The organism is Streptomyces sp. TRM64462, assembly GCF_013362995.1.
Lineage (GTDB): Bacteria > Actinomycetota > Actinomycetes > Streptomycetales > Streptomycetaceae > Streptomyces.
Window position 1 is genome coordinate 1 of the sequence record NZ_JABWDV010000322.1, and the last position, 12,815, is coordinate 12,815.

The 12,815-nt window shown below is 73.1% G+C and carries 14 protein-coding genes, 3 pseudogenes and 1 riboswitch; of the genes and pseudogenes, 11 read left to right on the forward strand and 6 right to left on the reverse strand.

The annotated features are described in order from the left end of the window. The 4 genes and pseudogenes from HTZ82_RS15930 to HTZ82_RS15945 form a co-directional block, all read right to left on the reverse strand. A pseudogene (locus HTZ82_RS15930) lies at positions 1-208 on the reverse strand (urease accessory protein UreF); the annotation flags it as partial. A gap of 14 nt (positions 209-222) precedes the next feature. After that, positions 223-1,944: an urease subunit alpha gene (locus HTZ82_RS15935; RefSeq protein WP_175410048.1), complete on the reverse strand. Its 1,722-nt coding sequence runs from the start codon at positions 1,942-1,944 to the stop codon at positions 223-225. Continuing rightward, positions 1,937-2,248, reverse strand: a complete 312-nt coding sequence (locus HTZ82_RS15940; protein WP_175410049.1) for an urease subunit beta — start codon at positions 2,246-2,248, stop codon at positions 1,937-1,939. The genes HTZ82_RS15935 and HTZ82_RS15940 overlap by 8 nt, the downstream gene beginning before the upstream one ends. Positions 2,249-2,261: 13 nt before the next feature. Beyond that, positions 2,262-2,564: an urease subunit gamma gene (locus HTZ82_RS15945; RefSeq protein ID WP_175410050.1), complete on the reverse strand. Its 303-nt coding sequence runs from the start codon at positions 2,562-2,564 to the stop codon at positions 2,262-2,264. A 623-nt stretch (positions 2,565-3,187) separates the two neighbouring features. Here HTZ82_RS15945 and HTZ82_RS15950 point away from each other — a divergent pair. The 3 genes and pseudogenes from HTZ82_RS15950 to HTZ82_RS15960 all read left to right on the forward strand — a co-directional run. After that, positions 3,188-3,439, forward strand: a pseudogene (locus HTZ82_RS15950) (ATP-dependent Clp protease proteolytic subunit); the annotation flags it as partial. A 2-nt stretch (positions 3,440-3,441) separates the two neighbouring features. Continuing rightward, positions 3,442-3,750, forward strand: coding sequence for a hypothetical protein (locus HTZ82_RS15955; RefSeq protein ID WP_175410052.1), 309 nt, complete (start codon positions 3,442-3,444; stop codon positions 3,748-3,750). A gap of 291 nt (positions 3,751-4,041) precedes the next feature. Next, positions 4,042-4,246: riboswitch (cyclic di-AMP (ydaO/yuaA leader) on the forward strand. A gap of 4 nt (positions 4,247-4,250) precedes the next feature. Further along, positions 4,251-4,784 (forward strand): C40 family peptidase, encoded by a 534-nt coding sequence (locus HTZ82_RS15960; RefSeq protein ID WP_175410053.1) that lies wholly within the window; start codon positions 4,251-4,253, stop codon positions 4,782-4,784. 71 nt (positions 4,785-4,855) lie between these two features. On the opposite strand, the gene HTZ82_RS15965 is transcribed toward HTZ82_RS15960, so the two are convergent. Then, positions 4,856-5,287 carry an anti-sigma regulatory factor gene (locus tag HTZ82_RS15965; protein WP_175410054.1) on the reverse strand — a complete coding sequence of 144 codons (432 nt, stop codon included), beginning with the start codon at positions 5,285-5,287 and terminating at the stop codon, positions 4,856-4,858. A 255-nt stretch (positions 5,288-5,542) separates the two neighbouring features. On the opposite strand from HTZ82_RS15965, the gene HTZ82_RS15970 reads away from it, so the two are divergent. Further along, positions 5,543-6,409 carry a helix-turn-helix transcriptional regulator gene (locus HTZ82_RS15970; protein WP_175410055.1) on the forward strand — a complete coding sequence of 289 codons (867 nt, stop codon included), beginning with the start codon at positions 5,543-5,545 and terminating at the stop codon, positions 6,407-6,409. Between the two features lie 13 nt (positions 6,410-6,422). Next, the gene (locus HTZ82_RS15975; protein ID WP_175410056.1) at positions 6,423-6,638 is read left to right on the forward strand and encodes a DUF397 domain-containing protein; all 216 of its coding nucleotides are present in this window, start codon (positions 6,423-6,425) and stop codon (positions 6,636-6,638) included. On the opposite strand, the gene HTZ82_RS15980 is transcribed toward HTZ82_RS15975, so the two are convergent. After that, the gene (locus tag HTZ82_RS15980) at positions 6,631-7,848 is read right to left on the reverse strand and encodes an 8-amino-7-oxononanoate synthase (RefSeq protein WP_175410057.1); all 1,218 of its coding nucleotides are present in this window, start codon (positions 7,846-7,848) and stop codon (positions 6,631-6,633) included. The genes HTZ82_RS15975 and HTZ82_RS15980 overlap by 8 nt on opposite strands. 166 nt (positions 7,849-8,014) lie before the next feature. Between HTZ82_RS15980 and bioB the strand changes: the two genes are divergently transcribed. From bioB to HTZ82_RS32285, 6 genes and pseudogenes are all read left to right on the forward strand, one after another. After that, positions 8,015-9,292, forward strand: coding sequence for a biotin synthase BioB (gene bioB / locus HTZ82_RS15985; RefSeq protein ID WP_217624214.1), 1,278 nt, complete (start codon positions 8,015-8,017; stop codon positions 9,290-9,292). Beyond that, positions 9,285-10,580: an adenosylmethionine--8-amino-7-oxononanoate transaminase gene (locus tag HTZ82_RS15990; protein WP_175410058.1), complete on the forward strand. Its 1,296-nt coding sequence runs from the start codon at positions 9,285-9,287 to the stop codon at positions 10,578-10,580. Before bioB ends, HTZ82_RS15990 begins: the two co-directional genes overlap by 8 nt. Position 10,581: 1 nt before the next feature. Further along, positions 10,582-11,301, forward strand: a complete 720-nt coding sequence (bioD, locus tag HTZ82_RS15995) for a dethiobiotin synthase (RefSeq protein ID WP_175410059.1) — start codon at positions 10,582-10,584, stop codon at positions 11,299-11,301. A gap of 40 nt (positions 11,302-11,341) precedes the next feature. Then, on the forward strand, positions 11,342-11,686 hold the full coding sequence (locus tag HTZ82_RS16000) for a VOC family protein (RefSeq protein ID WP_175410060.1): 345 nt from the start codon (positions 11,342-11,344) through the stop codon (positions 11,684-11,686). A 96-nt stretch (positions 11,687-11,782) separates the two neighbouring features. Further along, on the forward strand, positions 11,783-12,460 hold the full coding sequence (locus HTZ82_RS16005) for a class I SAM-dependent methyltransferase (protein WP_175410061.1): 678 nt from the start codon (positions 11,783-11,785) through the stop codon (positions 12,458-12,460). 87 nt (positions 12,461-12,547) lie between these two features. Then, positions 12,548-12,815: pseudogene (locus HTZ82_RS32285) on the forward strand (hypothetical protein); the annotation flags it as partial.

Below are 12,815 nucleotides of genomic sequence, written 5' to 3' on the forward strand. Positions count from 1 at the left end.
CGGCCGGGTCGTACCCGAGCGCGGCGGCCGCCGCGAGCCCGGCCGCCGTGAGTCCGGTGGTGTGCAGGCGGCCACGGCAGAAGGCCTCCAGACCGGCCGCGTCCTTGATGCGGCCCGCCTTGACGGCCGGTTCTGCGCCGCCGGAGTGGGCGTGCCCGCCTGCGGGGAACCGCCCGTCGGCGAGCACGAGCAGTGCGGAACGAGACATGGCGTACCCGGCGCTCAGAAGAGGAAGTAGCGCTGGGCCATGGGCAGTTCGGCCGCCGGTGCCGGTTCGACCGGATCGCCGTCGACGGTCACCCGGAAGGTGTCCGGGTCGACCTCGACGCGCGGCAGGGCGTCGTTCTCGCGCATGTCGGCCTTGGTGACGCCCCGCGTGTTGGCGATGGCGACGAACCGCTTGCCGAGCCCGAGGCGTCCAGGCAGGGCGTCCTCGATGGCCGCGGAGGCGACGAAGTTGACGGAGTTGCTCGCGGGTGCCCGGCCGTGCGCGCCGAACATCGGGCGGGGCAGGACGGGCTGCGGCGTGGGGATGGACGCGTTGGCGTCGCCCATCTGCGCGTACGCGATCTGGCCGCCCTTGATGACGAGCTGCGGCTTCACTCCGAAGAACGCGGGGTCCCACAGCACCAGGTCGGCGAGCTTGCCGGGCTCGACGGAGCCGATCTCGTGGTCGACGCCCTGGGCGACGGCCGGGTTGATCGTGTACTTGGCGACGTAGCGGCGCGCGCGGCGGTTGTCGGCGCGGCCGTCGCCGGGGAGTGCGCCCCGGCGTCGCTTCATGACGTGGGCGGTCTGCCAGGTCCGCAGGATCACCTCGCCGATGCGGCCCATGGCCTGCGAGTCCGAGGAGATGATGGAGATGGCGCCCAGGTCGTGGAGGACGTCCTCGGCGGCGATGGTGCTCGGCCGGATGCGGGACTCCGCGAAGGCGAGGTCCTCGGGGACGGCCGGGTTGAGGTGGTGGCAGACCATCAGCATGTCGAGGTGTTCCTCGACGGTGTTGACGGTGTGCGGGCGGGTCGGGTTGGTGGAGCTGGGCAGGACGTACGGCTCGGAGACGACGGTGATGATGTCGGGCGCGTGCCCGCCGCCCGCGCCCTCCGTGTGGTAGGCGTGGATGGTGCGCCCGGCGATGGCGGCGAGGGTGTCGCCGACGAATCCGGCCTCGTTGAGGGTGTCGGTGTGGATGGCGAGCTGGGCGCCGGTCTCCTCACAGACGCTGAGGCAGGCGTCGATGGCGGCGGGGGTGGCGCCCCAGTCCTCGTGGATCTTGAATCCGAGTGCGCCGCCGCGGAGTTGGGAGTGCATGGCCTCGCGCGAGAGCGTGTTGCCCTTGCCGAGGAGGCCGATGTTGACGGGGAGGCCGTCGAGCGCCTCCAGCATCCGGGCGAGGTGCCAGGGGCCGGGGGTGACGGTGGTGGCCTTGGTGCCTTCGGCGGGTCCTGTGCCGCCGCCGATGAGGGTGGTGATGCCGGAGGCGAGGGCCTCGTCGACGAGGGTGGGCGAGATGAAGTGGACGTGGGCGTCGACGGCTCCGGCGGTGAGGATTTTGCCGTTGCCGGCGATGATCTCGGTCTCGGGGCCGATGACCAGGTCGGGGTGGACGCCGTCCATGGTGTCGGGGTTGCCGGCCTTGCCGATGCCGGTGATCCGTCCGTCCCGTATACCGATGTCGGCCTTGACGATGCCCCAGTGGTCGAGGACGACGGCCCCGGTGATGACGGTGTCGGGGGCGCCTTCGGCGCGGGTCGCCCGGGACTGGCCCATGGACTCGCGGATGACCTTGCCGCCGCCGAACACGGCCTCGTCGCCCGCGTGTCCGGGGCCGCCGGAGCGGTCCTCCTCGATCTCGACGAGCAGATCGGTGTCGGCGAGGCGGATGCGGTCGCCGGTCGTGGGGCCGAACAGGTCGGCGTACACCTCACGGGAGATCTCAGCCATCGAGGGCCCCTCCGGTCTCGCCGCGCAGGCCGGGGACGATCCGTGCTCCCGCGAGCGGTACGAGTGCGACCTCGACCGGGATGCCGGGTTCGAAGCGGACGGCGGTGCCTGCGGCGATGTCGAGCCGCAGGCCGTGGGCGGCCCGGCGGTCGAAGTCGAGGCCGGGGTTGGCCTCGGCGAAGTGGTAGTGGGAGCCGACCTGGACGGGCCGGTCGGCGGCGTTGAGCACGGTCAGGCGTGTGACGGGGCGGCCCTCGTTGAGGGCCACGGGCTCGTCCGCGTACAGGATCTCTCCGGGGATCATCCGCGACGCCCCCTCAGACGATCGGGTCGTGGACGGTGACGAGCTTGGTGCCGTCCGGGAAGGTGGCCTCGACCTGGATGTCGTGGATCATCTCGGCGATGCCGTCCATGACGTCGTCGCGGCTGAGCACCTTCCGCCCGGACGCCATGAGTTCGGCGACGGTACGGCCGTCGCGGGCGCCCTCCAGGATGTGCGAGGTGATGAGCGCGACCGCTTCCGGATGGTTGAGCCGCACGCCACGGGCGCGGCGCCGGCCGGCCACGTCGGCCGCCACATGGATGAGCAGGCGCTCCTGCTCGTGCGGGGTCAGTTGCACGTTCCACCTCACAGTTCCGCCCGGTGTCGTCCCGGGCGCAGCGGGACCCTATCCGGCTTCAACACTCTGTTGACCTGCGGGAACGACTGTGTCGGAGAGATATTTCAATCTCTCGCAGAAATTTTTCCGTGAGGTTAACCGGCGCTTTGCCGGCCCATGGCCGGCAGCGCGGGCGCCGCCCCCTCACCGGGTGCGGGCGTGGCCCTTGTGCGTTCCGTGACCTCCTTCGACGGCGCGGCGGCAGGCGGGTCCCTGATCACTCTGGGGCTGACGGCCGTTCCGGTGGCCGCCGTCCGGCCGCGCCCGACCGGCCCGGCCACCCGAGCCCGAGCCGCCCTACGCCGCAACCGACACCGATCGGCTGACCCCCGCGCTGGACGGCCACGCGTCCCCACCGCACCGGGCAGGGGCGCGCACCCTCCACGCACGGGCGCGACACCGCCCCACCCTGCGCGGCCGGCGCCCCGCCTGCGCATCCCTCGCACAAGGCAACCGGCCACCCTTCCACCCCGCATCCCGGGACGGAGGGGGCTGAGCGTCAGTCCCCGTATGGCCGGTCCTCGGCGGCGACGCCGAAACGACGGGGTGTCGGCCGACGTCGCGGCCGGCCGAAGCGGGCCGCGCTCCCCGGGGTCCGTGTCGTGCTGCGGAAGCCCACGCCCGGCGAGCCGCTGCGTGGGCAGCCGAGCGACCTGGACGTCCATGCCCGTGAACTGCTGCGCCGCCGGGACCTGCTGGCGGCCGTCCTCGCCCGCCACACGGGGCGCGGCCGCGACCGGATCGCGGCGGAGTGCGAGCGGGACCTGGTACTCGACGCAACCGGCGCACAGGCGCACGGACTCGTGGACCACCTGGTCCGCAGCCGGAAGGGGTAGCCGTGCGACCCCCGGAACTCCCGCCGCCGCCGGCGCTCACCCGTGCCGAGGGCGCGTACGTGGACGGGTACCTGGACGTCGTCGACCTGGTCGGACGCGTCAATCCGGCCCGCTGCGCGCACACGTACAGCGCACTGCGGTCGGCCCAGGCGCTGGTCGCTCAGGCGGCCGCGCTGCGCGACGCCCTGACGCTGATGCACCGGCGGGGCGAGAACGAGGTGCATGCACGGACCCTGGCGCGTGCGCTGCGTGCGCTGGACGGTGAGCGGCGCACCGGGCGCGTGACGCTGCCTCAAGATCCCGTGGGCTGACCGGTTTCGGGCCCGTCCGTGCGACACCCCCTCGCCCGTTCGGCCGACGCAAAGGGACGAACTTCGTACGGGGCGAGTTGCGGACGACGTGTAGGCGGCCGGCCGGGTCCCTCGGCTCCGCCGCTGGTACGGGGCTCAGCAGACCGCCCGGAGCGGACCCGGGAACGGCCTTGTCCACCCGATTGGATCAGTCGTGACGAGGGTCACAGCGGCCGTTCGAGCCTCCGGATCCGGGCGTCCGGCGGGAAAGATCCGTCTCGACGACAAGCCCCCGCCACCCCGGCGGGGCGGTCCGGGCGGACGCCGAATCCTGCCGCCGCCCGGGTGCCCGGTCGACATCAGTGGATCGGCAGGAGTGGAGGACCCGAGCAGTACGGGGCGGCCACCGCAGCAGTGCGGACCGGTCCCCCTGGGGTGAAGCCGCGTCAGCGGCCGGGCATCTTCGTCCTGTCCGAACCCGACAGGCAATCCTTCACAGGCGGATTGGCGAAGGGTACTGCATGTCCGCGACGCAGAATCAGGTCCCGTCCCCCCACACCTCCCCCACCCCCGTCCCCGGCCACACATCGGCCTCCCCCTGCACCGCCGCCCGGATCGCCCGGGCCCTGACGGCCCTGACGCTGGCCGCCGTCGGCGGCACGCTGCTGGCCCCGGGCGCCGTCCCGGAGGCTCAGGCGGCGCCGGCCGCCGCCGGCAAGGCGCTGAACATCGCCGCGTCGAAGAAGGGCTCCCCCTACCAGTGGGGGGCGACCGGCCCGTACCGCTTCGACTGCTCGGGCCTGACGCTCTACTCGTACAAGCGGGCCGGCAAGAAGCTGCCGCGCACCGCGCAGGCTCAGTACAACAAGACGCGGCGCATCTCGAAGTCGTACCGGAGCAAGGGCGACCTCGTGTTCTTCCACGGCCGCGGCGGTGTGTACCACGTCGGCATCTACGCCGGGAACAACAAGATCTGGCACTCGCCGAAGAGCGGGTCGTGGGTGAAGCTCGACCGCATCTGGTCGTCGTCGGTCTCGTACGGCCGCGTGCGCTGACCCGACAGGGGTGAGGGCTGGTCCGGCGTCGGCGCCGNCCGACGCCGGACCAGCCCTGCATCAGCCCCGTATCAGCCCTGGACCGGTACGGGCCAGGGCAGGGCGATCCACACGGTCTTGCCGCCCTCGTCGGTCGGGGTGACCGACAGCCGGCCGCCGCGCTCCGCAGTCAACCAGCGGATGATGACCATGCCCCGGCCGTTGTCCTGCTGGACGGCCGCCGGAAGCCGCTGCGGCCAGCGCGGGTGACTGTCCGTGACACCGATGCGGAGCCGCTCCTCCCGTTCCAGCCGGAGATCGACGGTGAACGTGGGCGACTGGCCGAAAGTATGCTGCACCGCGTTGGTGGCGAGTTCGGAGACGATCAGCCGGACCGAGTCGGCGATGTCGGCGTCGTCGGGAAGCCCCCACTCGGCGAGGACGTCGGCCGCGTATCTCCGGGCGGCGGAGACCGAGGCGGGATCGCTCGGCAGAGTGACGGACGCTTCCTGGTGATCTGCCATGGCGACGCTGTCCCTTTCCCACCGGGGCCGGTCTCCGACAGATGCGGATGGCTGTGAGGACGGCCTCGGACTGTACTTCGCGCCAGACTGCCACTTATGTCGCCCCTGAGGGGAGCGATCCACCAAGATATGCATATATCTGTCGCTCGATGCGGTGAACTCTGCTACGCGAGAACGGATTTACCGGGCACACTGACGGGTTGCCGCAGGCTTCGAGGCAGGCGCGGGAGGAGGGGGACGGGAGGGAGGTCGGTCATGGGCGGCACACGGCACGGTCCCGCGGTGCGACGGCGCAAGCTGGGCGAGGAGTTGCGGGGGCTGCGCCTGCGCGCGGGGCTGACCAGCCGGGACGCGGCGCGCCTGGTGGGCTGGCACCAGTCGAAGGTGAGCCGGATCGAGACGGGCCGCAGCGGCGTCACGCACGCCGACGTGGTACGGCTGCTCGACGCGTACGGCGTCGGCGACCGGCGGCTGCGCACGGTCCTCGAGGCGCTGGCGGGGGCCGCGGACGGGGGCGGCACGGGGTGGTGGCGCGCGTACCGGGACGTGATCCCGCCGCAGTACCGGGACTTCATCAGCCTGGAGGCGGAGGCGTGCGCGGCGCGGACGCTGGAGACGTCGGTGATACCGGGGCTGGTGCAGACCCCGGACTACGCGCGCGCGGTGACACGGGCCGCGCTGGAGGGGCTGCCGGAGGCGACGGTCGACGCGCTGGTGGAGGTGCGGATGGCCCGCCAGGAGGTGCTGCGCGGTGCGGTGCCGCTGCGGCTGGATGCGGTGCTGGACGAGGCGGTGTTACGGCGCCAGGTGGGCGGGGCGCGGGTGATGGGCGCGCAGCTGCGCACGCTGGCGGAGGTCGCGGAGCTGCCTCATGTGCGGTTGCAGGTGCTGCCGTTCACGATGGGCGGGTACGTCGGACTTTCGGGTTCTTTCGTTATCTTCTCTTTCCCGAACATTTCTGATCTGGACGTGGTTGTTCTCGACCACATGACGCGTAGCCTCTATCTGGAACGCTCGGAAGACCTCGAGGCGTACGGTGCCGCGTTCCGCACCATGCAGGCGCACGCGCTCACGCCCGAGGAGTCGTTGGTTCTCATCGCCGGGATCGCTGCCGGCGCGTAGGGAGGCACCCCACATGTCTGCTTACCTCGCACAGGACGACAATCTCCGCTGGCGGCGCAGCAGTCGCAGCGTGGGCATGAACAACTGCGTCGAGGCGGCGAGCCTCGGCGGCGGGCGGCTGGCCGTACGGGACTCGAAGGACACCGGCAGGCCGCCGCTGCGGTTCTCGGCCGCGGCCTGGGAGTCGTTCGTCGGCACGCTCCGGACGGAGCCGGCCCCGCTCAGCTGACCGGAGCGGTCCGTACGACCGCGGCGACCGCCCGGGCGATCTGTTCCTCCGTCAGATCGGCCCGGGCGGTGAGCCGCAGTCGCGACACACCGTCCGGCACCGACGGCGGCCTGAAGCAGCCGACCGCGAGCCCCTCGGCGCGGCAGCCCGCCGCCCAGCGCACGGCCTGCTCCGGCGACGGGGCCCGCACCGACACGACGGCCGCCTCCGGCCGTACGGCACCCAGCCCGGCCGCCGTCAGCCGCTCGTACAGCGTGGCGGCCACGCTACGCGCGCGTGCCGCCCGGTCCGGCTCACGGCGCAGCAGGCGCAGGCTCGCCAGTGCGGCGCCCGTGGCGGCCGGGGCGAGGCCCGTGTCGAAGATGAACGTGCGGGCCGCGTTCACCAGGTGCTCGATCACCCGGGCCGGGCCGAGGACCGCGCCGCCCTGGCTGCCCAGGGACTTGGAGAGCGTGACCGTGGCGACGACCCCGGGCGCGCCCGCGAGGCCCGCCGCGTGCAGGGTGCCGCGCCCGCCGTCGCCCAGGACGCCCAGGCCGTGCGCGTCGTCGACGACGAGCGCGGCGCCGTGCGCTCGGCACGCGTCGGCGAGCGCGCCGAGGGGGGCGGCGTCCCCGTCGACCGAGAACACGGCGTCGGAGACCACCAGGGCCCGCCGCCCCGGATGGGCGGCCAGCGTCTTCCGTACGGCGTCGGGGTCGGCGTGCGGGACGACGGCGGTCTCGGCGCGGGAGAGCCGGCAGCCGTCGACGATCGACGCGTGGTTGTCCGCGTCGGAGACGACGAGCGACCCGGGGGCGGTCAGCGCGGTGAGGGCGGCCAGGTTCGCGGCGTACCCGGAGGAGAGGACGAGGGCCGCCTCGAAGCCGCAGAACGCGGCCAGTTCACGTTCCAGTTCGGTGTGGAGGGCGGTCGTACCGGTCACCAGGCGGGAACCGGTCGCGCCGGCGCCCCAGCGACGGGCCGCCTCCGCGGCGGCGGCGGTGACCTCCGGGTGCCGGGTCAGGCCCAGGTAGTCGTTGCTCGCTAGGTCGAGCAGGTCCGCGTCCGCCGGGCGGGGGCGGAGGGTCCGTACGAGACCGGCGTCGGCGCGGCGGCGCGCCGCGGCGTCGGTCCAGTCGAACGGGTCCCACGCGGATGGGCCTGGATCGAACAGATCCCGGTCCAACGGATCCCGGTCGAACGGGTCTCCGGGTACGCCGTCGGCCATCTCACGATCCCCTGTCCGCTTCGGAGGTCTTGCGCTTTGTAGGCAGCGCACAGACCCTAACGAAGAAGCGCCGTGGTCAGAGTGTGGTCATCCACACACCCCAGACTGACCGCGTTGTGGAGTTCCTCCTTGGCCCCGGGGCGTGCCGTAGGCCAGGATCAGCGCCATGGACCTGTTGAACACGCTGGTGGACAAGGGGCTGCGGCGTGAGCTGCCGACCCGTGAAGAGGCGCTCGCCGTTCTGGCGACCTCCGACGACGCGCTGCTGGACGTGGTGGCCGCGGCCGGGAAGGTGCGGCGCCACTGGTTCGGGCGGCGGGTGAAGCTCAACTATCTGGTCAATCTGAAGTCGGGCCTGTGCCCGGAGGACTGCTCGTACTGCTCGCAGAGGCTCGGCTCGAAGGCGGAGATCCTCAAGTACACCTGGCTGAAGCCGGACGAGGCGTCCAAGGCGGCCGCCGCGGGCATCGCGGGCGGAGCGAAGCGGGTCTGTCTGGTCGCCAGCGGCCGGGGTCCGACGGACCGGGACATCGACCGGGTCTCGAAGACGATCGAGGCCATCAAGGACGAGAACGAGGGCGTCGAGGTGTGCGCCTGCCTCGGGCTCCTGTCGGACGGCCAGGCCGAGCGGCTCCGCACGGCGGGCGCGGACGCGTACAACCACAACCTCAACACGTCCGAGGGGACCTACGGGGACATCACGACCACCCATACCTACGCGGACCGGGTCGACACGGTGCAGAAGGCCCACTCGGCGGGTCTGTCGGCGTGTTCGGGTCTGATCGCGGGCATGGGCGAGAGCGACGAGGACCTCGTCGACGTCGTCTTCGCGCTGCGCGAGCTGGACCCGGACTCGGTGCCGGTGAACTTCCTGATCCCGTTCGAGGGCACCCCGCTCGCCAAGGAGTGGAACCTGACGCCGCAGCGTGCGCTGCGCATCCTGGCGATGGTCCGGTTCGTGTGCCCGGACGTGGAGGTACGGCTCGCGGGCGGCCGCGAGGTGCATCTGCGGACGCTGCAGCCGCTCGCGCTGCACCTGGCCAACTCGATCTTCCTCGGTGACTATCTGACCAGCGAGGGCCAGGCCGGCAAGGCGGACCTGGACATGATCGCGGACGCGGGCTTCGAGGTGGAGGGCGCCGGTACGACGACGCTGCCGGAGCACCGCGTGGACGCCGAGGCGGCCGCCGGCTGCGGTACGGGCGGTGGCTGCGGCTCCGGCGACGTGTGCGGCTCCTCGGGCGACGCGGCCACGGCGGCTCCGGCGGCCGCGGCGGCTCCGGTGGCTGCGGCGGCTCCGGTGGCTGCGGCGGCTCCGGTGGCTGCGGCGGCTCCGGTGGCTGCGGCGGGCGTGGACGGGGAGGCCGCGCCGTCGGCTGCCCGCACCGACCTGGTGGCGGTGCGCCGCCGGGGCGCCGGGACGGACCTCGCGCCCAATGCCTGACCCGCTGTACGGCCCCGGCGAGCTGCTCGCCCTGGACCGGGAGCACGTGTGGCACCCGTACGGTCCCATGCCCGGCCGCGTCGACCCGCTCGTGGTGGAGTCGGCGTCCGGGGTGCGGCTGCGGCTCGCCGAACCGGTCCACGGGCGGACCGAGCTGGTCGACGGCATGTCGTCGTGGTGGTCGGCCGTGCACGGCTACAACCACCCGGTGCTCAACGAGGCGGTGCGCGGCCAGCTCGACCGGATGAGCCACGTCATGTTCGGCGGCCTCACCCACGAGCCGGCCGTCCGCCTCGCGACCCGCCTGGTGGAGATCACGCCGGAACCGCTGCGGCATGTCTTCCTGAGCGACTCGGGCTCCGTCTCGGTCGAGGTCGCGGCGAAGATGTGCCTCCAGTACTGGCGCTCCACCGGCCGCCCGGACAAGCGGCGGCTGCTGACCTGGCGGGGCGGCTACCACGGGGACACATGGCAGCCGATGTCGGTGTGCGACCCCGAGGGCGGGATGCACGAGCTGTGGTCGGGGGTGCTCCAGCGCCAGGTCTTCGCACCCGCGCCCCCGGCGGCGTACGACGAGGAGTACGCGGACGGGCTGCGTGCGCTGATCGCCCGGCACGCGGACGAGGTGGCCGCGGTGATCGTGGAGCCGGTGGTGCAGGGCGCGGGCGGGATGCGCTTCCACTCCCCCGCGTATCTGCGGGTGCTGCGTGAGGCGTGCGACGCGCACGACGTGCTGCTGGTGTTCGACGAGATCGCGACGGGCTTCGGGCGGACGGGCGCGCTGTTCGCGACCGACCACGCCGGGGTGTCGCCCGATGTGATGTGCCTGGGCAAGGCCCTGACGGGCGGCTATCTGTCGATGGCGGCGACGCTGTGCACGTCGCGCGTGGCGGACGGCATCTCGCGGGGCGAGGTGCCGGTGCTGGCGCACGGCCCGACGTTCATGGGCAACCCGCTGGCCTCGGCGGTGGCCTGCGCGTCGATCGATCTGCTGCTGTCCCAGGACTGGGCGGGCGAGGTCAAGCGGATCGAGGCGGGGCTGCGGGAGGGCCTGTCGGCGGCGCTGGACCTGCCTGGGGTCCGGGACGTGCGGGTCCTCGGAGCGATCGGAGTAGTCCAACTTGACCACCCCGTCGACATGGCGGCGGCGACGGCCGCCGCGGTACAGGAGGGCGTGTGGCTGCGGCCGTTCCGGGATCTGGTGTACGTGATGCCGCCGTACGTCACCGGCGACGACGATCTGGCGCGTGTCTGCCGTGCGGTGTGCGCGGCGGCGAAGGAGGGTTGACATGCCGGTCCTGATGGTGAGCGGCACGGGCACGGAGGTCGGCAAGACCGTCGTGACGGCGGCGGTCGCCGCGGCGGCACGCGCGCGTGGCCGGTCGGTCGCGGTGCTGAAGCCCGCACAGACGGGTGTGGGCACCGCTGAGCGGGGCGACGCGGACGAGGTCGTGCGCCTCGCGGGTGACGGTGTCACGGCGCGGGAACTGGCGCGGTACCCCGAGCCGTTGGCTCCGGAGACGGCCGCGCGGCGGGCGCGGATGGCCACGGTGCGGCCGGAGGACGTGGCGGACGCGGCCGGGAAGCTGGCGGCCGAGCACGACCTGGTGCTGGTCGAGGGCGCGGGCGGGCTGCTGGTGCGGTACGACGAGGGGGGCGGCACCCTCGCGGACGCGGCGCGGCTGCTGGACGCGCCGGTCCTGGTCGTGGCGGCCGCGGGCCTGGGCACGCTGAACCTGGCGGCCTTGACGGGCGAGGCGCTGCGGGCGCGGGGGCTCGCGCAGCTGGGCGTGGTGGTCGGGAGCTGGCCCGGGTCCCCGGGCCTGGCCGAGCGCTGCAACGTCACGGACCTCCCGGCCGCTGCCGGCGCCCCGCTGCTGGGTGCCGTCCCGGCGGGCGCGGGCGGCCTCGCCCCGGAGGCGTTCCGCGCATCGGCGCCGGCGTGGCTGGGGGCCGAGCTGGACGGGACCTGGGACGCGGCGGCGTTCGCCCGGTCGGTGGGCGCGTGATGCGGCGGGGCGGTGCGTGTCGGAGCCGTACGCTCTCGGTGTGAGAGCGACTGTCAGTGAGATCGTGTTCGACTGCGCCCAGCCGTCCGCGCTCGTGCGGTTCTGGGCCGGACTGCTGGGCGGCGAGCCCGTGGACCGCGGCCCCGACTGGTCCTATGTGGAACCGCCCGAGTTCGTCAGAATCGCGTTCCAGAAGGTGCCGGAGGGCAAGGCCGTGAAGAACCGGCTGCATCTGGACCTGCACGCGGACGACATCGAGGCGGCCGCCGACGAGGCCGTGGCGCGCGGGGCCACGCGGGTGGGTGGTGTCGTCCTGGACGAGCAGGGCAGTTTCCAGGTCCTCCGGGATCCTGAGGGCAACGAGTTCTGCTTCGTGAGCGAGTGACACGGCCGGCGGGCTCTCGAAGGGGCGGGCACGGGGCACAATCCCCGTATCCGCCCTTTCCGCTTTCTGTCGGAGATCCGCCGGAGGAGGTCCGTGATGACGGAGCGCCACACGAAAGCCACCCGGGACCCCGTCCACCATCCCCTGTTCGCCCGCTTCTACGCGCGCGTGAGCGTGCTCGCCGACACGAAGGGCGGCGTCTCCGCGCTGCGGCGCGAGCTGCTGGACGGCCTCTCGGGCCGGGTCATCGAGGTGGGTGCGGGCAACGGGCTGAACTTCCCGTACTACCCGTCGGCCGTCTCCGAGGTCGTCGCCGTCGAACCGGAACGGCTGCTGCGGCAACTCGCCGTCGAGGCGGGCCTGCGCGCCGACGTGCCGGTGGACGTGGTGCCGGGAGCCGCGGAGGCGCTGCCGGTGAAGAGCGAGGCGTTCGACGGCGCCGTGGCGTCGCTGGTGCTGTGCAGCGTACGGGACGTGCGGCGGTCGCTCGCGGAGCTGCGGCGGGTGCTGAAGCCGGGCGGTGAGCTGCGGTTCTTCGAGCACGGCCGGGCGCCGGGGCATGTGCTCTCGACGGCGCAGCGCGCCCTGGACCGTACGGTGTGGCCCGCGCTGTTCGGTGGCTGCCACACGGCGCGCGACCCGCTGGCGGCGATCGAGGCGGCCGGCTTCGAGATCCTCACGTACCGGAGGCTCCGGCTGCCCGAGAAGGGACCGATGCTGCCCACGTCCCCGTCCGTCCTGGGAGTGGCTCGGCGCCCCGTGTCCGACCGCTGAGCCCGCGCCGCGCGCCGGACTCGCCCCCGTGTCGGGCGCTCCCCCGGAAGATCTACAATCCTCCATGGATTAATGGAGGAAGCCGTGATGGAGAGCGAACGGGGCGAACGGGACCGCGAGCCGGTCGGGGTCGCGGCCGACGCGCAGCGCCGGGTGCTGACCGTGCTGGTCGTGGCCCAGGTGCTCAGCGGCGCCGGGCTCGCCGCCGGCATCACGGTCGGCGCGCTGCTGGCCCAGGACATGCTCGGCTCGACGAGCCTGTCCGGACTGCCCAGCGCCCTGTTCACGGCGGGTTCCGCGCTCGCGGCCGTCGCCGTGGGCGGCGTATCGCAGCGGCGCGGGCGGCGGCCCGGGC

Coding starts and splice junctions, on each gene's coding strand:
- HTZ82_RS15940 (WP_175410049.1), bottom strand. CDS start 2,248: ATGATCCCCGGAGAGATCCTGTACGCGGACGAGCCCGTGGCCCTCAAC.
- bioB (WP_217624214.1), top strand. CDS start 8,015: ATGGACCTGTTGAACACGCTGGTGGACAAGGGGCTGCGGCGTGAGCTG.
- HTZ82_RS15990 (WP_175410058.1), top strand. CDS start 9,285: ATGCCTGACCCGCTGTACGGCCCCGGCGAGCTGCTCGCCCTGGACCGG.
- HTZ82_RS15965 (WP_175410054.1), bottom strand. CDS start 5,287: ATGGCAGATCACCAGGAAGCGTCCGTCACTCTGCCGAGCGATCCCGCC.
- HTZ82_RS15975 (WP_175410056.1), top strand. CDS start 6,423: ATGTCTGCTTACCTCGCACAGGACGACAATCTCCGCTGGCGGCGCAGC.
- HTZ82_RS15980 (WP_175410057.1), bottom strand. CDS start 7,848: ATGGCCGACGGCGTACCCGGAGACCCGTTCGACCGGGATCCGTTGGAC.
- HTZ82_RS15935 (WP_175410048.1), bottom strand. CDS start 1,944: ATGGCTGAGATCTCCCGTGAGGTGTACGCCGACCTGTTCGGCCCCACG.
- bioD (WP_175410059.1), top strand. CDS start 10,582: ATGCCGGTCCTGATGGTGAGCGGCACGGGCACGGAGGTCGGCAAGACC.
- HTZ82_RS15970 (WP_175410055.1), top strand. CDS start 5,543: ATGGGCGGCACACGGCACGGTCCCGCGGTGCGACGGCGCAAGCTGGGC.
- HTZ82_RS16005 (WP_175410061.1), top strand. CDS start 11,783: ATGACGGAGCGCCACACGAAAGCCACCCGGGACCCCGTCCACCATCCC.
- HTZ82_RS15960 (WP_175410053.1), top strand. CDS start 4,251: ATGTCCGCGACGCAGAATCAGGTCCCGTCCCCCCACACCTCCCCCACC.